Origin of the sequence: Rhodococcus oxybenzonivorans, assembly GCF_003130705.1 — a bacterium.
Classification (GTDB): domain Bacteria; phylum Actinomycetota; class Actinomycetes; order Mycobacteriales; family Mycobacteriaceae; genus Rhodococcus_F; species Rhodococcus_F oxybenzonivorans.
The window spans coordinates 3,970,389-3,989,011 of record NZ_CP021354.1; the positions used below are offsets into that span (position 1 = coordinate 3,970,389).

General features: G+C 66.1%; 24 protein-coding genes and 1 tRNA gene. 11 read left to right on the forward strand and 14 right to left on the reverse strand.

Annotation, left to right across the window (positions count from 1 at the left end):
- Positions 1-27 precede the first annotated feature (27 nt).
- Positions 28-261, reverse strand: coding sequence for a redoxin NrdH (locus CBI38_RS18685; RefSeq protein WP_109335193.1), 234 nt, complete (start codon positions 259-261; stop codon positions 28-30).
- Between the two features lie 539 nt (positions 262-800).
- On the opposite strand from CBI38_RS18685, the gene CBI38_RS18690 reads away from it, so the two are divergent.
- The gene (locus CBI38_RS18690) at positions 801-1,634 is read left to right on the forward strand and encodes a siderophore-interacting protein (RefSeq protein WP_109331115.1); all 834 of its coding nucleotides are present in this window, start codon (positions 801-803) and stop codon (positions 1,632-1,634) included.
- A 22-nt stretch (positions 1,635-1,656) separates the two neighbouring features.
- Here CBI38_RS18690 and CBI38_RS18695 read toward each other — a convergent pair whose 3' ends face one another.
- Entirely contained in the window at positions 1,657-2,220 is a 564-nt protein-coding gene (locus CBI38_RS18695) for an NAD(P)H-dependent oxidoreductase (protein WP_109331117.1), read from the reverse strand.
- A gap of 100 nt (positions 2,221-2,320) precedes the next feature.
- On the opposite strand from CBI38_RS18695, the gene CBI38_RS18700 reads away from it, so the two are divergent.
- The gene (locus CBI38_RS18700; protein ID WP_109331118.1) at positions 2,321-2,920 is read left to right on the forward strand and encodes a TetR/AcrR family transcriptional regulator; all 600 of its coding nucleotides are present in this window, start codon (positions 2,321-2,323) and stop codon (positions 2,918-2,920) included.
- A 3-nt stretch (positions 2,921-2,923) separates the two neighbouring features.
- Here CBI38_RS18700 and CBI38_RS18705 read toward each other — a convergent pair whose 3' ends face one another.
- Positions 2,924-3,475, reverse strand: coding sequence for a nucleosidase (locus CBI38_RS18705; protein ID WP_109331120.1), 552 nt, complete (start codon positions 3,473-3,475; stop codon positions 2,924-2,926).
- 65 nt (positions 3,476-3,540) lie between these two features.
- On the opposite strand from CBI38_RS18705, the gene nadE reads away from it, so the two are divergent.
- Together nadE and CBI38_RS18715 are read left to right on the forward strand one after the other, a co-directional pair.
- Entirely contained in the window at positions 3,541-4,380 is an 840-nt protein-coding gene (nadE, locus tag CBI38_RS18710) for an ammonia-dependent NAD(+) synthetase (RefSeq protein ID WP_109331122.1), read from the forward strand.
- A 4-nt stretch (positions 4,381-4,384) separates the two neighbouring features.
- Complete coding sequence (locus tag CBI38_RS18715) at positions 4,385-5,164, forward strand: SDR family oxidoreductase (RefSeq protein ID WP_109331128.1); 780 nt, start codon at positions 4,385-4,387, stop codon at positions 5,162-5,164.
- 26 nt (positions 5,165-5,190) lie between these two features.
- On the opposite strand, the gene CBI38_RS18720 is transcribed toward CBI38_RS18715, so the two are convergent.
- Together CBI38_RS18720 and moaA are read right to left on the reverse strand one after the other, a co-directional pair.
- Positions 5,191-5,451, reverse strand: a complete 261-nt coding sequence (locus tag CBI38_RS18720) for a MoaD/ThiS family protein (RefSeq protein WP_109331130.1) — start codon at positions 5,449-5,451, stop codon at positions 5,191-5,193.
- Positions 5,444-6,499: a GTP 3',8-cyclase MoaA gene (gene moaA / locus CBI38_RS18725; protein ID WP_109331131.1), complete on the reverse strand. Its 1,056-nt coding sequence runs from the start codon at positions 6,497-6,499 to the stop codon at positions 5,444-5,446. Before moaA ends, CBI38_RS18720 begins: the two co-directional genes overlap by 8 nt.
- Positions 6,500-6,597: 98 nt before the next feature.
- On the opposite strand from moaA, the gene CBI38_RS18730 reads away from it, so the two are divergent.
- The 4 genes from CBI38_RS18730 (at position 6,598) to CBI38_RS18745 (ending at position 10,848) form a co-directional block, all read left to right on the forward strand.
- A complete protein-coding gene (locus tag CBI38_RS18730) occupies positions 6,598-7,782 on the forward strand; it encodes a molybdopterin molybdotransferase MoeA (protein ID WP_109331132.1) in 1,185 nt (394 codons plus the stop codon).
- A complete protein-coding gene (gene moaCB, locus CBI38_RS18735; RefSeq protein WP_109331133.1) occupies positions 7,779-8,750 on the forward strand; it encodes a bifunctional molybdenum cofactor biosynthesis protein MoaC/MoaB in 972 nt (323 codons plus the stop codon). Before CBI38_RS18730 ends, moaCB begins: the two co-directional genes overlap by 4 nt.
- Positions 8,743-9,156 (forward strand): molybdenum cofactor biosynthesis protein MoaE, encoded by a 414-nt coding sequence (locus CBI38_RS18740; RefSeq protein WP_109331134.1) that lies wholly within the window; start codon positions 8,743-8,745, stop codon positions 9,154-9,156. The genes moaCB and CBI38_RS18740 overlap by 8 nt, the downstream gene beginning before the upstream one ends.
- A gap of 261 nt (positions 9,157-9,417) precedes the next feature.
- Positions 9,418-10,848, forward strand: coding sequence for a DEAD/DEAH box helicase (locus CBI38_RS18745; RefSeq protein ID WP_204164770.1), 1,431 nt, complete (start codon positions 9,418-9,420; stop codon positions 10,846-10,848).
- On the opposite strand, the gene bluB is transcribed toward CBI38_RS18745, so the two are convergent.
- The gene (bluB, locus tag CBI38_RS18750; RefSeq protein ID WP_109331135.1) at positions 10,845-11,462 is read right to left on the reverse strand and encodes a 5,6-dimethylbenzimidazole synthase; all 618 of its coding nucleotides are present in this window, start codon (positions 11,460-11,462) and stop codon (positions 10,845-10,847) included. The two genes, CBI38_RS18745 and bluB, sit on opposite strands and share 4 nt — an antisense overlap.
- Positions 11,463-11,500: 38 nt before the next feature.
- The gene (locus CBI38_RS18755) at positions 11,501-12,550 is read right to left on the reverse strand and encodes a CobW family GTP-binding protein (RefSeq protein ID WP_109331140.1); all 1,050 of its coding nucleotides are present in this window, start codon (positions 12,548-12,550) and stop codon (positions 11,501-11,503) included.
- Between the two features lie 171 nt (positions 12,551-12,721).
- Here CBI38_RS18755 and CBI38_RS18760 point away from each other — a divergent pair, with 171 nt between their 5' ends.
- Entirely contained in the window at positions 12,722-13,147 is a 426-nt protein-coding gene (locus CBI38_RS18760; protein WP_230989882.1) for a MarR family winged helix-turn-helix transcriptional regulator, read from the forward strand.
- On the opposite strand, the gene CBI38_RS18765 is transcribed toward CBI38_RS18760, so the two are convergent.
- Positions 13,087-13,572: an acyltransferase gene (locus CBI38_RS18765; RefSeq protein ID WP_109331142.1), complete on the reverse strand. Its 486-nt coding sequence runs from the start codon at positions 13,570-13,572 to the stop codon at positions 13,087-13,089. The genes CBI38_RS18760 and CBI38_RS18765 overlap by 61 nt on opposite strands.
- Positions 13,573-13,728: 156 nt before the next feature.
- On the opposite strand from CBI38_RS18765, the gene CBI38_RS18770 reads away from it, so the two are divergent.
- Entirely contained in the window at positions 13,729-14,094 is a 366-nt protein-coding gene (locus CBI38_RS18770) for a PAS domain S-box protein (protein ID WP_109335195.1), read from the forward strand.
- 244 nt (positions 14,095-14,338) lie between these two features.
- On the opposite strand, the gene CBI38_RS18775 is transcribed toward CBI38_RS18770, so the two are convergent.
- A complete protein-coding gene (locus CBI38_RS18775) occupies positions 14,339-14,545 on the reverse strand; it encodes a hypothetical protein (RefSeq protein ID WP_109331143.1) in 207 nt (68 codons plus the stop codon).
- A 56-nt stretch (positions 14,546-14,601) separates the two neighbouring features.
- Positions 14,602-14,865 carry a hypothetical protein gene (locus tag CBI38_RS18780; RefSeq protein WP_418328347.1) on the reverse strand — a complete coding sequence of 88 codons (264 nt, stop codon included), beginning with the start codon at positions 14,863-14,865 and terminating at the stop codon, positions 14,602-14,604.
- A 644-nt stretch (positions 14,866-15,509) separates the two neighbouring features.
- Between CBI38_RS18780 and CBI38_RS38455 the strand changes: the two genes are divergently transcribed.
- Entirely contained in the window at positions 15,510-15,728 is a 219-nt protein-coding gene (locus tag CBI38_RS38455) for a hypothetical protein (protein ID WP_109331144.1), read from the forward strand.
- Positions 15,729-15,850: 122 nt separating this feature from the next.
- Here the strand turns inward: CBI38_RS38455 and CBI38_RS18790 are convergent.
- The 4 genes from CBI38_RS18790 to CBI38_RS18805 form a co-directional block, all read right to left on the reverse strand.
- A tRNA-Ala gene (locus tag CBI38_RS18790) sits at positions 15,851-15,923 on the reverse strand.
- Between the two features lie 163 nt (positions 15,924-16,086).
- On the reverse strand, positions 16,087-16,818 hold the full coding sequence (locus tag CBI38_RS18795) for a DsbA family protein (RefSeq protein ID WP_109331145.1): 732 nt from the start codon (positions 16,816-16,818) through the stop codon (positions 16,087-16,089).
- A 41-nt stretch (positions 16,819-16,859) separates the two neighbouring features.
- Positions 16,860-17,348 carry a MauE/DoxX family redox-associated membrane protein gene (locus CBI38_RS18800; protein WP_109331146.1) on the reverse strand — a complete coding sequence of 163 codons (489 nt, stop codon included), beginning with the start codon at positions 17,346-17,348 and terminating at the stop codon, positions 16,860-16,862.
- A gap of 26 nt (positions 17,349-17,374) precedes the next feature.
- The gene (locus CBI38_RS18805; RefSeq protein WP_109331147.1) at positions 17,375-18,601 is read right to left on the reverse strand and encodes an MFS transporter; all 1,227 of its coding nucleotides are present in this window, start codon (positions 18,599-18,601) and stop codon (positions 17,375-17,377) included.
- Between the last annotated feature and the right edge of the window lie 22 nt (positions 18,602-18,623).

Genomic DNA, 18,623 nt, shown 5'->3' on the forward strand with positions numbered 1-18,623 from the left:
GCTCGCGGAGGGTGCGATCGTGTCGCTTCAAGCAGCGTTTGCCGAGAGGGTCTTGATGCGATCGGGCCGGAAGCCCGACCAGTGCTCGTCACCGGCTACGACCACGGGCGCCTGCAGGTATCCCAGCGCCATCACGTAGTCCCGGGCTTCGGCGTCTTCGGTGATGTCGACGACGGCGTAGTCGATACCCTCCTTGTCGAGGGCCCGGTAGGTGGCATTGCACTGAACGCAAGCGGGCTTGGTGTAGACGGTGATGCTCATGAAGTCCCTCTTTCCACTGCCGAAAATGGAGCTGACGAAGTGTGTGTTCAGCACCCGAGATCTCCCCTGATCGAGAGGACGGTCACCCCAGCGGAGGGGTTCACCGAGCCGATTCCCGTAGTGGTCTCTCAGTGCTCAAGACACTACACCTAGTGGCCGACAGAAACACTTAACCCGAGATGTTGTGAGTCACATCGATGAAATTCCCTGGTCGACTTCCGCTGGACGGCAAATTTCGTCATCCCGTCGGCGTGTCGCGCATCACTTTTTCGGCGAGCCTCGGAACGCTCCCGCCGGCAAGGTTCGTACACCCGAGGCTCGAGGAGCCTACGTCACCTGTGAGCAGGCTCCAGCATTCCCCAGCGCACCCCGAGCAGTGGACTGTAGCGGCCCTCATTTCAACCGGATTCCACTCGACCCGGTCGGCGGACGGCGGCCTTCGGCCGAGACCCGACTCCGCGCCGCCGCGTGCACCCGGCGCCCCGCCTCCACCGCCGCTTGCCGGCCGGTAACTGCCTGCCTCCCGGTACCGTGACCGGATGCCCGTGCACTCCTCCGAGCAACCCGACCGCTGGGCGCCCGTCGTCCGCACGGAGCGGGTGACGCCGAACATGCAGAGGATCACCCTGTCGGGTGGTGATCTGACGGAATTCGAATCGAGTGGCGTGCCCGACGAGCGCGTATTGCTCGCCTTTCCGCCCGGTGGCGCGGACCAGAGGAGCTTCACCGTCCGCCGCTGGGACCCGTCGGCCTGCGAGATGGACATCGATTTCGCCGTCCACGCGGGCGGCGCTGCGATTCGGTGGGCGCTACAGGCGTCGCCCGGCGAGGTTCTGGGGTTCTCGGCCGCCGCCGGCTGGTATTCACCGCCCACCGATACGGCATGGCAACTTCTCGTCGCGGACATGACCGGTTTACCTGCCGTCGGCCGGATCGTGGAGGAATTGCCCGGTTCGGCGCACGTGCACGTGATCGCCGAGATCACGGCCGCCGAGGATCGGCAGCAGTTCACCACCGAGGCCGACGTGATGGTCACCTGGTTGCACGGCAGCGGCAACGGCACCGGACGCAGCAGGCTGGCGGAGGCTGCACGCACCTGGCCGCGACCCTCCGAGCCGGGATACGTGTGGTTCGCGGGCGAAGCGCGTACATCCCGAGACGTACGCCACCGGCTGCGCCACGAATTGGGCTGGCCGGCGAATCGATATGACGTCATGGGTTATTGGCGCGCAAACAAGGAGGAATGGGTCGCGCGCTACGAGACGGTCCGTGAGCAGATAGAAGCCGCCAGGGACTCTGCCCTGGCGGCCGGTGAAGACTTCGACGCGGTGCGGGACGCCGTCGACGCAGCCCTCGAGAGATCCGGGCTGTAGCGACGGCGGTCCCGCGAGCGACTCAGGCGTCGACGAGCTGCTTGGTGGCGTCCACGAGGCTGGTCACGACATCGGCGACCTGCTGTGCGACCTCGGCGTTCTCCCGCGGGTGCCGGTCACCGAACTTGTCGATCGTGCCGCCGATGGCGAGCGTGACGTCCTCGAGCACCTTGCCGCCGGCGATACGGACGGCCTTGCGGGTGTCTTCATGGGCCCACTGTGCGCCGTTGCCGCTGGGGGACGCGCTGATGACGGCGACCGGCTTGTCCTTGACGGCGCCGGTTCCGTACGGACGGGAGATCCAGTCGATGGCGTTCTTGAGCACGGCGGGAATCGTGCCGTTGTACTCGGGGGTGAGGATGAGAAGCGCATCGGCGCGGCCGGCGGCGTCACGCAACGCCTCGACGGCGGGGAGCGAACCTGCGACGTCGATGTCCTCGTTGTAGAAGGGCACCTCACCGAGCCCTTCGAACACGGTGACGTCGGTCCCTGCCGGAGAAACCGAGACTGCCGTCTCGGCGAGCTGGCGGTTGACCGACGCGGCGCGCAGGCTGCCGACGAGTACGAGAATGTTGGTCTTCGACATGTCAATTTCCTTCGATGGTGCGGTGGGCGACTCGGGAACAGGTATATCAACTAAACGGACCGTGGTCCATTTACATTCCCCGCGCGGTAGGATTGGCGCCGTGACCCGCCTCCTCCTTCCCCAGATCGGGGTCGAACCGCCCGAACGGTGTGATGCCGCACGTAATCGGCGGCTACTGCTCGATGCTGCGGCCCTCTTGGTGTCCGAGCGGGGCGTCGACGCGGTGACGATGGACGCCGTCGCCTGCAAGGCCGGTGTGGGCAAGGGCACAGTGTTCCGCCGGTTCGGAAGCCGATCGGGACTCATGCTCGCCCTCCTCGACCATTCCGAGCGCGAACTCCAGCAGGCGTTCATGTTCGGACCCCCACCCCTGGGGCCGGGCGCCGATCCGGTCGAACGGCTCATCGCCTACGGCCGAGCGCGCATCGCCACCGTCGAGGTCGAGGGCGAGGTCCGGCGGGCCGCGGAGAATTCTCCGGGCACCCGTTTCTCCGCGCCGGCTCGCGCAGTGTCGGTGACGCACGTCGTGTCGCTGCTCCGCGAGGCGGGCGTCGAAGGAGATCACGAACTGCTGGCGTGCTCGCTCCTCGCACCCCTCGAGGCGACGCTCGTACTGCACGAGATCCGCGACCTCGGGATGTCGACCGAGCGCCTCGAGGCTGCCTGGGAGGATCTCGTCAGGCGTGTCACCCGCGCCTGACGGTCACAGGGCGCGCAGCCACAGCGCCAATTCCCTGGCGCTCGCGTCGATGCGCGCCGGCCAGTCGAGCGCCGAGTCGTCAGCCGTATCGCTCACGTGCTTGACGAGGCGGCATTGTGCACCGACCTGTGCGCACGCGTAGGCGACGGCGAAACCTTCCATGTCGACGAGATCGGCCCGCTCCGCGAGCACGTCGCGCACCCCCGCGTCCGATACGAAGACGTCCCCCGTTGCCAGCACCGAGCCGTCCCCCTCCGGCATCTCGAGCCGGTCCGCGACCTCGTGCCCCAAGGCCCGGATGGCGTCGCCGCTGATGTCGTGGTTGAGCACGGTCGACGGCGTGAAGAGGCCACTGTGGTGTTCGTGCAGGGCCCCCGCGGTGCCGATGTTGACCACCAGCGGTTTCTGCGACGACGGGTAGTCGCCGAGCGCTTTCGCGACGGCCACCGCGGCGCTCACCTTGCCGATGCCCGTGATCAGAACGTCGAACTCCGGTGGGACGTGCACCGCCTCCGCCTTGGTGGCGCTGACGACGAGGATGTCCGATCTGCTCATGCGCGGAACCGTACCGGGCCTTCCCCATCCTGCGTCCCACGTGCCCACTCGCTACAGTTTCTGACATGGCGAATCTACGTGCGCAGATACTCGAGGAACTCGGTGCCCAGCCCACCATCGACGCGGCGAAAGAAATTCGCACCCGCGTTCAGTTCCTGAAGGAGTACCTCCTGTCGACGCCCGCGAAGGGCTTCGTTCTGGGCATCAGCGGCGGCCAGGACAGCACTCTCGTCGGGCGTCTCGCTCAACTCGCGGCGAGCGAACTGCGCGAGGAGGGACACGAGGCCGAGTTCGTCGCTGTCCGTCTTCCCTACGGCACCCAGGCGGACGAGTCGGACGCACAGATCGCGCTGAAGTTCATCCAGCCCGACCGGTCGGTGTCGGTCAACGTCAAACCCGGCGCCGACGCCACTGCCAAGGAATCGGCCTCAGCCCTGCGGGACATCCTCGGCAATGGCGGCGAACTGCGCGACTTCGTCCGCGGCAACATCAAGGCCCGAGAGCGCATGGTCATCCAGTACTCGATCGCGGGGCAACTCGGCTACCTCGTACTCGGTACCGACCATGCAGCTGAAGCGATTACCGGGTTCTTCACCAAGTACGGCGACGGTGGCGTGGACCTCACTCCCCTGACCGGCCTCTCCAAGCGTCAGGGCGGCGCCCTGCTCCGCGAACTGGGGGCACCGGAGACCACCTGGAAGAAGGTGCCCACCGCCGATCTCGAGGACGACCGCCCGGCGCTCCCCGACGAGGAGGCGCTCGGTCTGACGTACACGCAGATCGACGACTACCTCGAGGGCAAGGACGTTTCCCCGGAGGTCGCCGAGAAGCTGGAGACCATGTACCTGAACACGCGTCACAAGCGCACGGTCCCCGTCACACCTCTCGACACCTGGTGGCGGTGATCCGGTGACCCTCGTTCTGGTCGCGGGCGGTACCGGTACAGCGGGTAGGCAACTCGTCAAGGAGTTACTTGCCCGCGGGCACTCGGTCCGTGTCCTCACCCGGCACGGTGGTGCACCGGGCACCGAGATCGTCCATGTCCACGGCGACTTGGTGACGGGTGAGGGGCTCGCAGAGGCGCTGGACGGGGTCGACGTGGTGGTGGACACGACCGACGGCAAGACCCGCCGCACTCGGGCCGTGCTGGACGAGGGCGCCAGCAATCTGCTGGCGACAGCGGACGGTGCGGGTGTGCGACGCGCGGTCCTGCTGTCCATCGTAAACGTCGACCGCGGCGAGTTCGCCTACTATCAGGCCAAACGACGGCAGGAACGGGTCTACGAGAGCTCGCCGCTCGACACAGTCGTCGTGCGCGCCACACAGTTTCACGACTTCATTCCCATGGTCGCGAAGCCGCCGAGTCATGTCGGGGTGATTCCGGCGTTCGCGAGAACGCGATTCCAGTCGATCGACACCCGCGATGTCGCGCGGGCGCTGGCAGACGCCGCTCTGGCGACCGAGACGGCGTCCGAAAATCTCATCACCATCGGCGGCCCGGAAGTCCGCACGGCCCGTGACCTCGTCGTCGCATGGAAGAAAGCCACGGGGACGCACGGACTCGTCATCGACGTGCCCCTGCCGGGAGCACTGGGTTCCTTCCTGAGGGCAGGGCACAACCTGGCTCCGGGGAAAGAGTTCGGGTCGATCACTTTCGACCGGTGGCTGGCCGACACGACGACGGCCTGAGCGGCTCCCGGCGTGCTGTAAATCCTCTAGCCTCCCGCGAACGGCGGCAGGACGTCCACCTGGTGTCCGGCGGTGCGCGTGAGGTCGCGCGTGAGCTCTGAATCGACGAGGAAGGCCGCCACCGACAGAACCCGCTCCATATCGGCTCCGTACTTGGCGACGAGGGCGATCTTCACCTGACCGAGTGGGGCGTCCGTCGGCAGATCGAGGGTTTCCTTCGTACAACCGGCGGCGTCGGCGGCCGCCGCGAAATACCGCACCGAAATGCCTGTCACCGTGTCAACCACCGATAGCTCCCATACTGCGCTGCGGCGGCGCGAATCCGTCCGCATTGATTCCGTGTCCCGCCCACTTGTTCCACATCGCGCCACGCCACAACTGGGCCAGGTCCTCGTCGCCGGCACCGGAACGCAGTGCCCTCCGCAGGTCGACCTCCTGGTCACTGAACAGGCACGACCGTACCGTTCCCTCGGCGGTCAGACGGGTTCGGTCGCAGTCGGAGCAGAACGAGCGGGTGACCGACGCGATAATCCCCACGGTGGCCGGACCACCGTTCACCAACCACTCCTCCGCCGGTGCGGACGCGTCCTCCCTGCCGTGTTCCACGAGGGTGAACCGCTCACCCAGAACCGACAGCAACCGGTCGGCGGACACCATCTGCTCACGAGCCCACTCGTGGTCCGCGTCGAGGGGCATCTCCTCGATGAAGCGGAGCGCAATCCCTTCGGTCAGGCACCATTCGAGGAGATCCGCCGCCCCCGTCAGTGTCTCGGGCATCAGAACTGCGTTCACCTTGAGCGGCGCCAGGCCTGCATCAGCCGCGGCCCGGATCCCGGCGATCACCGAAGGCAACCGATCGCGTCGCGTGAGCCTGGCGAAGTGCTTCCTGTCGATCGAGTCGAGGGAGACGTTGACGCGCGTGAGGCCGGCGCGGGCGAGTGCAGCAGCCCGGTGTTCGAGCCCGACTGCGTTGGTGGTCATCGACAGCGGCACACCCGGAACCCGTTCGGCGCACCCGGCGATCATGGCTTCGAGGTCGGCGCGCATCAGCGGCTCACCACCGGTGAACCGGACCTCCCGGACCCCGAGCTGATGCACCGCGATACCCACCAACCGGACGATTTCCTCAGCCGTGAGTAGATTCTGCGCCGGGATGGCGGGCAGGCCTTGCTCCGGCATGCAATAGGTGCAGCGCAACGAGCATTTCTCGGTGATCGACACCCGAAGGTCGCGCGCTACCCGACCGAATCTGTCGACGAGGTGCCCCACGTCGGGGCGGCCCGCGAGCGAGACGGCCGACCGCACGGTGGGAATACCCATCTCCACCATTGTCATCGCGTTGCCTTTCCCCGCATTGGTCCAGTATGCCGTGAGGCGGTGATCCGTGCCGCACCGCCGTGCATAGGATTGGTAACCATGGCCGGAGGAACGTCGTGACCACGCGGACGGTGGAGCAGCATGCTCAGCACGTCGCCGAACTTCTCGCACCGCTCCATACGCGCCCCGGCGAGGAGATTCCACTCGGTGAGGCACTGGGACGCGCCCTCGCCGCCGACGTCCATTCACCCGTCGATCTGCCCCTGTTCCGGAACTCCCAGATGGACGGCTACGCCGTCGACGCCGCATCCATCACGACGGTCCCTGTGATGCTGCCCGTGCGCGGGGTGATCGCGGCCGGGCCGGCCGAACCCGTCACGCACCTTCCCGGCACGGCCTACCGAATCATGACCGGAGCACCGGTTCCGCCGGGCGCCGACGCGATCGTCCCCGTCGAGGACACAGTCACCTCGGATGGCGAGGTGCGGATCGAAAAAACCCGCTCGGCCGGGGAATTCGTGCGCGAACGTGGCAGCGACGTCCGGGCGGGGACCCTTCTCCTCGCCGCGGGCAGCCTTCTCGCTGCCCGTCACATCGCCGTGCTCGCCGCTGTCGGGCTGCAGCGCGTATCGGTGCGCCCGCGGCCGCGTGTCGCGGTGATCACCACCGGCGCCGAACTCGTCGACGCGGGAAGCGCACTGCGTCCCGGCCAGATCTACGATTCGAACGGCATCGCACTGGCGTCGAGTGCACGAGCCAACGGTGCAGAGGTGGTCTCCATCGCCCGTAGCACCGACGACCCCGCCGAGTTCCGCACCCTGCTCGCCGAGGCGGTCCTCACCGCCGATGTGGTGCTGACTTCCGGCGGTGTATCGATGGGCGACTTCGAGGTGGTGAAGGAAACGCTGTCCCCGCTGGGCGCTCAATTCGCTCACGTGGCCATGCAGCCGGGCGGGCCGCAGGGGACAGCCGTGGTCAACGGCGTCCCGGTATTGAATTTCCCGGGCAATCCGGTGAGTACCCTCGTCTCCTTCGAGATCTTCGCCCGTCCGGACATTCGCCGCGCAGCGGGCCTTCCTCCCACGGAAGCCGTGGAGGGGCCGCTCGCGGCGCCGCTCACCTCCGTCCGAGGTAAGCGGCAGTTCCTCCGCGCCCGCCGCACCGACACCGGGGTAGAACTCGTCGCCGGTCCGGGCTCACATCTTGTCGCAGCGATGGCGTGGGCGGATGTCCTCGTCGATGTTCCCGCCGATGTCACCGCACTCGACGCCGGCCAACTCGTGAAGGTGATTCCCCTATGAGCGATTTGACGCACCTCGACGGCGAGGGTCGTGCACGCATGGTCGATGTGAGCGCGAAAGCCGATACCACCCGGACTGCCGTGGCGGAAGGACGACTCGTCACGACCCCCGAGGTCATTGCGCTCGTCCGGGCCGACGATCTCCCCAAGGCAGATGTACTCGCGACTGCCCGGATTGCGGGTATCTCGGGTGCTAAGAAGACGTCCGAGCTCATTCCGTTGTGCCATCAGCTTGCGCTCTCGTCGGTCAAGGTGGAGTTCGGATTCGCCGACGATGCCATCACGATCGAGGCGACAGCGAAGACGAAAGGGCCGACCGGCGTCGAAATGGAGGCACTGACCGCGGTTGCCGTGGCCGGGCTGACTCTGCACGACATGGTGAAGGCCGTCGATCCCGCTGCCACCCTGGACGGTGTCCGCTTGCTCACGAAGGACGGCGGCAAGCGCGGGCACTGGACCCGGGAGCCGGCAACCGACTCGGCATCACCGAGAGGGCGCACTGCCGCGGTCCTGGTCGCCTCCACAGGCGGCGCCGCGGGCACGCGGGAAGACACGACCGGTCCAGCCATCACCGCCTGGCTCGACGAACGCGGGTTCCGGACACGCGGCCCCCTGGTCTACGCCGACGCCGAGATCGCGGCCGGCCTCGCCGACGCGCTGTCCGGCAACCCCGCACTGGTCATCACCACCGGCGGGACGGGTGTCTCCCCCACGGACGCCACTCCCGAAGCCACCCGGGCCGTACTCGACCGCGAACTGCCCGGCATCGCGGATGCCATCCGCAATCGGGGAACGACGGTGACTCCGCATGCGTCACTGAGCCGGGGACTCGCCGGTGTGTCGAACGGCACAGTGATAGTGAATCTGCCGGGTTCACCGGGCGGAGTGAAGGATGGACTTGCGGTGCTCGACCCCATCGTCGATCACCTTCTCGCACAAATCGCCGGTGGAGGTATGCACGATGAGTGACGTTCTTGCCCAGATTTCGGACCTGCCCCTGGACGCGGCCGTGGTCGATGCGGCCGTGGCGGGACCGGAACACGGCGCGGTAGTGGTCTTCACCGGGGTGGTACGTAATCACGATGCCGGACAATCCGTTTCGGCACTCGAGTATCAGGCGCATCCCGATGCCGAGCGCTTTCTCCGCACGTGTTGTGAGGAGGTTGCGTCGTCGACGGGACTGCCTGTTGCCGCGGTCCACCGGGTGGGTGCGCTGACCGTCGGGGACCTGGCGCTCGTGGCTGCCGTGGCCGCACCGCACCGGGCCGAGGCGTTCGCGGCCTGCGCCGAACTCGTCGAACGGATCAAGCACGAGGTACCCATCTGGAAGCGGCAGCATTTCGCCGACGGCGCGTCCGAATGGGTGGGACTGTGAGTCCTGAGTCGGACCGGCGTCGCATCACCGGGTAGACTCGGCGGCACTAGGTGACCATGACGGTCACCCAGCGTCGTAGAACGCATTCAGTTCGGGAACGTCCGAATCCTGTTGGGTGTGCACACGCGTGTGCATCCGCTCTTCTTACGGCGAAGAAGCTTGCCGACCGGCAACGCCGCCAACCTGTGCTCGAGCTCCGACGGGATCGCTTTTCCGTGTCGGCCCTCCGGGCACAACCCTGTGCCCGAAAGGCTCTGACACTTGTCTGACACGACGACACCCGACACCACCTTCGCCGCTCTCGGCGTCCGCGAACCGCTCGTGCGGGTGCTCTCCTCGCAGGGCATCACCGCGCCCTTCCCCATCCAGGTCGACACCCTCCCCGACACGCTGTCGGGCCGCGACGTGCTCGGCCGGGGCAAGACGGGCAGCGGTAAGACGCTCGCCTTCTCCATCCCGATGGTGTCCCGCCTCGCCGGTGAGTTGTCGGGCGGAAAGCGTCGGCCCGGCCACCCCGTCGGTCTGATCCTGGCCCCCACCCGCGAGCTGGCCACCCAGATCACTGCCACACTCGAACCGCTGGCGCAGGCGTACGACCTGAAGGTCACCACCATCTTCGGTGGCGTCTCCCAGAACCGCCAGGTGTCGGCGCTCAAGGCAGGCGTCGACATCGTCGTCGCATGCCCCGGCCGCCTCGAAGACCTGATGAAGCAAAGGTTCGTGAGCCTCGACGCCGTCGAGATCACCGTGCTCGACGAGGCCGACCACATGGCCGACCTCGGCTTTCTTCCCGTCGTCACGCGCATCCTCTCCGCCACGCCGCAGCAGGGCCAGCGACTGCTGTTCTCGGCCACGCTGGACAACGGTGTCGACAAGCTCGTCAAGCGGTTCCTGAAGAACGAGGTCCTGCACTCGGTCGACGAGGCGAACTCACCCGTCGCGGCCATGACGCACCATGTATTCGACGTCGACAGCCCCGAGACCAAGCGCAAGCTGGTCGAGAAGCTTGCGTCGGGCACCGGACGCCGAATCCTGTTCATGCGCACCAAGCATCAGGCGCGGAAGCTGGCGCGTCAGCTCACCGAAGCGGGTATCCCGTCGGTGGATCTGCACGGCAATCTGTCGCAGGCCGCCCGCGACCGCAACCTGGCCTCGTTCTCGGCCGGTGAGGCGCGCGTGCTGGTGGCCACCGACGTGGCGGCGCGAGGCGTCCACGTCGACGATGTGGAACTGGTGGTGCACGTCGATCCGCCCGCCGAGCACAAGGCTTACCTGCACCGTTCGGGCAGAACCGCACGCGCAGGCAGCGCCGGCGACGTCGTCACCGTCGTACTGCCCGAGCAGCGCAAGGATCTGTCCATCCTCATGCGGAAGGCAGCGATCAAAGTCACTCCCGTCCGCAGCACCGCGGACTCCGCCCACGTTCTCGAACTCGTCGGTGACCTCGCACCACATGTGACGCCGGCACCGAAGGCCACGCCGGTGTCCAGCACCGGCGGACGCACTCAGCGGCCCGGCGGTGGCCAAGGCGGCCAGGGTGGACGAGGCGGCCAGGGCGGACGCGCCCACGGTCAGGGCGGCGGCGCTCGTCGCTCCCGTTCCGGCGCTGCGGGCAGGCCACGGGCGGCGTCGTCCACGGGCGGCGGAACTCGTACCGCGTCGGCCGGCGCGTCACGCCGCCGTCAAGGCTAGAACTCGTCGAGGTGGATGGCGTCGGCCAATGGCCGGCGCCCCCGCCACCCGAAGCGCTCGAGGTCGGGTACCTGCTGGAACTCGGCGACGTGTCCCACACACAACCAGGCGATGGGACGCACCGGCCCGGGAATTCCCAGCAATTCGGTGAGATAGGGCTCGTCGTAAAAGGACACCCAGCCCACTCCGATGTTCTCGGCGGCGGCCGCGAGCCACAGATTCTGAATCGCCAGCACGGCTGAGAACAGGCCGGTGTCGTCGACTGTGTGCCTGCCGAGAATGTGCTCGCCGCCGCGACTGCGGTCATAGGTGACGACGACGCCCATGCCACTCTCACGTATTCCTTCGATCTTGATCGGATCGAACGTCGTCCTGCGATCGTCGGGTAGCGATTCGGCGAACCTTCTGCGAGCATCGGCAACGTGCTCGGCGAACACGTCGAGAGTCTCCGGCCTGCGCACGACAACGAAATCCCACGGCTGCGTGTTGCCGACGCTCGGGGCGCTGTGCGCTGCCCCCAGGATGCGGTTCAGAACCTCCTCCGGTACCGGCTCCCCCGTGAACTCCGCTCGCACATCCCGTCGGCGGCGAATCGCCTCATACACGGACAGCATCGGTTCGGGATACGACGGCGTGCTACACGCGGGCTCGGTCACGCCGTCACGGTATAGCGGTGCACCCCCAGCATCGCGCCGGGGTCGACATCTTCGCCCTCGGACACGATGCAGTCCTCGAGGCCCGCGCGGGCCTTCTCCGGTTCGATGTCTGCACCGATGAGGACCAATTGCGTCGTGCGTTCCTCCCCCGATTCCCAGCGCGTGGAGGTGAACCGGATGTGTGGCCCCACCGTCTGCACCTCGAACTTGCGCGACTGCCCCGGTACCGCGAAGTGCACGAATCCCTTGATGCGATAGATGCCGACGGGCCGGCTTTCGAGGAAATCGACCAACCGCCGTGGATCGATCGGATCGGCCGACGCGAAATCGACTGACTCGTACGACGAATGCAGGTGGCCGTGACCGCCACACCCCTCGTCGCAGTGCTCGTGCTGATCCAGCAACAGCCGATCGAGCGTGAGCTGTTCACCGGGGGCCGGATCGCGTCCCGGCTCCTGATCGAAGAGCAGAGTGGGCTCGATGCGCCCGTGCGCGGTCGCGAGAATCGGGGCACGATCGTTGTAGTCGCGGACCAGCTGCTTCACCGCACCGAGTCGTGGTTCGTCGATCCGGTCGGTCTTGTTGAGTACGACGAGGTCGGCCAGGGTCACGTGCTTTCCGAGATCAGGATGCCGGGCGGACGTTTCCTCGAACTGCTCACCGTCGACCATCACCACCAGCCCCCCGTACACGACGTGCGGATTCCTGCTGCCGAGTACGAGCCGAATCATGTTGCGCGGCTCGGCAAGCCCGCTGGCCTCGACGATCACCACATCGATCTGTGAAGTTGGATTCGCCAGACGATCGAGCATGTCGTCCATGTCGCTGACGTCGACGGCGCAGCACATGCACCCGTTGCTCAGAGACACCATCGAATCGACCTGCCCGGCCACCATCATCGAATCGATGTTCACGGCTCCGAAGTCGTTGACAATGACACCCACGCGGACACCGCGATTGTTGCGCAGGACATGATTGAGCAGGGTGGTCTTACCGGAACCGAGGAATCCAGCGACGATGACCACCGGAATCCGCTTCTTCGCCAACTGCCCCGACCTCCATGGATTTCGATGAGCCACCGGGCGCCCATGGTAGCGCCCGGCCGAACGATCTCAGCTCACCGCGCCGACTATCGCCGCGCCGATGGCGGCGGGCACCATCGGCATCGTGTGGTGAGTGGCTCCCTCGATTGTCGTGACCGTCGCCGAGGGAAGCCTGTGCCGGATCGTGGCCGCCACCTCCGGGCACTTATCAGCCTCCTGGACGCCGGTCGCGCAGATATCGCTGCAACCCCGGGTTGGCTCGGCGACCGCCTCGGGATCAATTCGGCATCCGTCACTGCACTTCTCGACCGCATGGAGAAGGCCGGGCTCGTCCGTCGCACGCCGGACGCCGAGGACCGGCGCCGCTCCCGAATCACGGTCACTGCCACAGCGATGAACCTCGGTGAAACCTTCTTCGGCCCGCTCATCAACCGGACGACAACCATCCTCGAGGGGTTCGACCCCTCGGAGCGACAGACTATTTCACGATTCCTCGACGGCATGAACGCCGCTGTCGCCGTCGAACGACAAGTGGCCGTTCAGCCGAGCGAAGACTCGGTGTCGAGATCGCGGACGCGTCGGGCGGGTGAGCCGACGTAGAGTCCGTTCGGCGCGCAGTCACGGGTGACTACCGCTCCTGCACCGACGACACAACCTTCGCCGACCGTCACTCCGGGCAGGATGATGGCCCCTGCGCCGATCCAGCAGCCGTCACCGACCACGATGGGAAGGTCTACCGCCGCCCCGCACCGCCCCGACACCGGACCCAGCCGATGTGTGCTGGTAATGAACTGGACGCGGTGACCGACCGCCACTTGCCGGCCGAGCGTGATGGAAGCGGTGCCATCGAACAGCACGCCGCGGTTGATGAAGGTACCGAGACCCAGACTGACATCTTTGCTGCCGAAATAGCATCCTGAGTAGATTCCGGCACCCCATACTTTCGCCCCGGCAGCCAGCAACAAGAGAATCCGCAGCCAGACCGGCACAAATGCGGACGATTGGACGATCGTGACGAAGCGCACCCGCCAACCCTAGCCAGTGATCGCGCCCCGCGCTGGATGGCCATCTGCTCGGTCGGCACAAATGCGACTCGGTAACGGATCGACACAGAGCCCGATGATGTTCCCGAGACCCGAGGGGGGCGAGTGGCACAACTCGATAGCGAAGGATTCGCTGCCATGCTCGAATCAATCCCGCATGCGATCAGCGTCCACGACAAGAACCGCCGGGTCATCTTCCGCAACTCGGCCTGCGCCGCTCTGATCGGCGCCGGCGTCGACGAGTTCGACAGTCTCCGGCACGAACAACTCTTCCATCCCGACGACAGCGACCTGTGGAGCGAGATGCTCGCCCGCTCCCTGGGCTGTGAGAGGGCAAGTGCGACGGCACACCTGCGTATCCGTCACCGCAATGACCATTGGCTCTGGGTTCACGTCGCGGTGTCCGCCTTCGACGTGGGCGATGAGACGTTGATCGTCCTCGTTCTCCAGGATCAATCCGACACCATCTGGGGCAACCCGCGGTCCGCCAAGCAGAGAATCTGACACACCTACCGACCCTGACAGGTCGGCCGACTGCAACAAGGCGGGGTGCGGATCGTGGCACCACACCGTCGGCAGAAATGAGTGCGATGCCCACCATTCTTCGACGTGCCGCAGTCGCACACTTCCCACCCGACAAGGCAGGTGTTGGCACCGAGCAGGTGCCCGTTGGGGCAACGCCGTGGGGCGAACTCGGTCCGGCGCGTCACAGAACCGAATCTACACGTTCGTCGAACGTATGTTCTATTTACATGTAATTGCCCGGAGCCCCCGCACTGCCATCGGCGCGCTCCACCAGGAACCAACTTCCCGGCGCATAGACCAGTTCCCGGTCTTCGCGGACGATGACGAGCGCACCACTGTCATGGATGCTGTAGGTGTCGTCGCCGCTGAAGTCGGTGACGGCGAAGTCTGCCAGTTGGTCGAACGACCGATGTGTCACGGTGAAAGTCATACTGCCAGTGTCCCACTGCGACAACGTGCCGACCCGAGATCGCCGACGCAGCTACTTCACATGTGGGGCAGGGCGGCAGCGAGAAAGACGATTCCGACCGCGATTCCGAAGGCACCGGTGAGTATGCCGATCAGAGCCTCCAGGGATGTCGACTCGTCCGCCTCGACCGACGGATTTCGAGATGCGACGATGCCCGTCGCTATGGCTCCGGCGCCGAGGAGAATGCCGAAGCCGAACATCCAGAACATCACAATCGACAGCGCGCCGAGCATCACCGAGACGTCGCTGCAATAGGCGCCGAGAGGCCGCTTCGACGTCATCAGCCATGGCAGGTGGCCGCGCCGGCGATCGGACGAGGGAGACGGTGACGTAGTCATGGTCATGGTTGCGTTAGATCCTCTCCGTGCAGACGTATGGGGACAGTGACGGGCGCGCGATCGACTCAGCGACTCACCGATGCGCCGTTGCGCGTGATCCGACCGCGACTGCCCTCAGCTAAGCGCCGGTGACCGAGCGGGACTGCGGACCGCGCACGAAGTGAAGCACAGCAATCCACCTTCCGGGTTCGATCCACAAGCGCCTGCCACCTGGTCGGACGCCGCATCACTGCGCATCAAGAATTTAGCACTCTCCTACATTGAGTGCCAATTCAGAGGAGGTTCGCAGCGGCAGCTCACAGACTGCCCGTACTGGTTACTTTGTCGTTACCGATCGGTAGCGCTGGCACGCGACCGATGTGAGTGCTAATTTCCGAGATGCACAGGCATCCGTGTCCGTCGCCGTGGCGGGCACGCCGGGTAATGGGGAGGTGCGCAGCTGTGCGGTACCGCAAGCACGGATCATCCGACGTGAAAGACCGACGCGACCATCGAACAGCGCATACCGATGAGTGTGTGCGCTGGCCGGATCCGAGTCCACTGAACAGCTGGTGGGAACGCGTCGTGTGGGGTGATCGGAGCGTGACATGAGCGGTGGAACTGTCCGCACGCGCCCCCGCGCGTGGGACTTCCGTTGCGACCACTGCGATCACACGTACCGCGCCCTGGCTGACAGTCGAACCGCTGCCCGCTGCACAGCCCGGTTGAACGGCTGGGTAACGGACAGCACGACTCTCTGCCCGGGATGCGCCGTCGTCGCCGCCGTCGAACAACAGCTTCTGCTGCCCGGGAAGGCAACGGGCTAGTCGCCGGCCAGGTTCGACTGCCCGACCGGCCACAGCGGACGAAAACCATGGGAAATGCATGTGGTCACGCACATGAAGAAGTCCCCCACCATGCGATGCATGGTGGGGGACTTCTCAGTGGGTGGAGCTAAGGGGACTCGAACCCCTGACCCCCACACTGCCAGTGTGGTGCGCTACCAGCTGCGCCATAGCCCCGTATTCAGTTCTTTCTCTCGCACCAGGAATGACTTCCGCGTGCTCGAAGAAAGTTACACCATCGTCGACCTGGCCAACAAATCGCCTGCTCAGAGGCGCTTCGCGCCCGTGCGCCTCTGTGGTTGCCGGGACATCCAGAAAGGCGCACGGGCGGAGGAGCCGTCTACAGCTGGGAGACCCAGTTCTCGTTGGCGAGCGCGTCGATGACGGTGCCGTCCTGAACCACTGCCGGGGTGCCCGTTGCGCCGCTCGCGCTTAGAGCTTGACGGCCGGCCTCCGCATCGATCGCAGCCTGGTCGACCTTCGCGCCGGTGGTGATGCACTGCGCGGCCTCGTCGGACGCTCCGGCGTCGCGGGCCATCTGCGCCAGTTCCTCGTTGGAGTGGTCGGAATCGCCGTTCTCCGCCGGTTGGTTCTCGGGCGCGAACAGGGCAGCGTGGAAATCCGAGTACACCGACGCGTCACCGGTCGCCGCAACGCACTGTGACGCCGCGACAGCGCGCGTGGAGTAGTCACCGCTGGCCGACAACCGATTGAGGAAGTTCAGAATGTGGTAGCGGACAGCCACTTTCCCGTCGTCGACGGCCTTGGCCAGTTCCTGCCCGTTCTTGTTCTCCAACTCGGCGCAGTAGGGACACATCGGGTCCTCGAACAGATCGATCGTGGTGGCTGCGTCGGGACGCCCGAGGAGCACCACGCCGTTGTCCTCGACCGACACCCGGACCTCGGAGTTCTGCACTCCCCCGTAACCGTCGTTGCGCGGCTTGCTTCGGTTGTTCTGCCAGATCACGCCGCCTATCACGAGGGCTGCGATGACGAGTACGGCGAGCCCACCGAGGATGTAGGTGGACCGGCTGGACTCCGGCTGCGGGGTGTACTTGTTCTTCGAGCTCACGTGGATGCAGTCCTTCGATGTCGGATCGATTTACCAGGTGCTTACTCTGCCATCGTCGGCTGAGGGGCCACTGAGAAAGGCGCCCGCGACGCGAGCCCCAGCGCGAACGGAGTACGGGGGAACACGATCAACCAGGCCGCCAGCGCGAGGAATCCGATGTCCCGCAGGATTTCCTTGGTGTAGTCCCAGCCATCGACGTCGGCCGCTCCCCCTCCGCCGAAACAGCCGCAGTCGATGGACAGGCCACGCGCCCACACCGAAATGATGACGCCGACGAGGACGAGCAGGAGGGCCGCCGACACGACCGCCGTGGCCCGGACCCCGAGCCCGATCAGAAGCAGTAGTCCGAGGGCGATTTCGAAGAATGGTAGGGCGTTGGCAACGGGACGGATGAGGTCTTCCGGGAGCAGTTGGTAGGCGCGAACCGCGACGATCGTTTGTGCGGGATCTGCCACCTTGAGCGCGCCGGAGACTAGCCAGACGGCGGCGAGGGACACGCGGGCGACGAGGGAGACGATACTGATCCACACCGAAACGAGAGTACAGACGTCGCCGGTCAGAGCGCTTTGACCGACACCTTCGGGGCCGGCTTGTTCGGCACCAGCAACCAGCCTGCTGCGGCGACGAGCATCACACCACCTGTAACGGCAAAGGAGACTGCGTAGGACAGGTGCTGGGCGAGTAGACCGGCGCCGACCGGACCGAGAACGCCGCCCACGTCGGCCACCATTTGGAACGTGGCGAGCACAGGCCCGCCACGCGACTTCGCACCTACGACGTCCGCCACGGCCGCCTGCTGGGCGGGACTCATGATGCCGGACCCGATACCCGCGACACCGGAGAGCACGAGGAAAACGACGAGATCCTCGCTGAGTCCCATGCCGACGGTGCTCGCCCCGCATACCAGGAGGCCGAGCACGACGAACAGCTTCCTGCCGTAGGTGTCGGAAAGCCGTCCCGACACGATGAGGACCAGAGCGTTGCCGACGGCGAACACGGCGAGTGCGATTCCGGCGAGCGCTTCCTCGCGGTGGAGCGCCTCGACGACGAACAGCGGGACCATCGCGACCCGTACGCCGAAGATGACCCCACCGAAGGCGAAGTTGGATCCGAGCGCGGCGCGGTACACGGACGATCTCAAAGCCTCCCGCAAGGTCATGGCGGCCCCCGCAGCGGTGGCGTCCGGTGCGGTGAGATGCGACCCCTTGAGGCTGATGAAAACGACTGCGGCGGCGATGACGAGGGCGATGGCGTAGATGACGAACGGGACACGCAGACCGAATCCGACGAGCAGCCCGCCGACGAGCGGTCCGCTGATCGAGCCCAGCAGGAAACTCGTGGCATACAACCCGGATACCCGGCCGCGACTGTCGACCGGTGCGATCCGGATGACGAGACCCATCGCGGACACGGTGAACATCGTCGAGCCGATCCCGCCCAGTGCGCGGAAAATCAACAGCTGCCAGTAGTCACCTGCCACCGCGCAGGCCGCCGTGGACGCCGCAACGATCAACAGACCGGTGATGTAGACCGGGCGCTCCCCCAACTTCTGCACCAGCCGCCCACTGAGCGGGGCGAACACCAGCCGCATGAAGGCGAAGGACGAGATCACGACCGTCGCGGCCGTCACGCTGACGTCGAAGCTGCGCGCAAACTGCGGCAGCGCCGGCGCGACGATGCCGAAACCCAGTGCGATGACGAAGCTGGCCGACACCAGCACCCAGATTTCCGAGGGAAGTCGGGGTTTGGTCCCGGAGAGCGGCCCAGCTTCACGAGTGTTCATCGGGAATCGATGCTATGTGCAG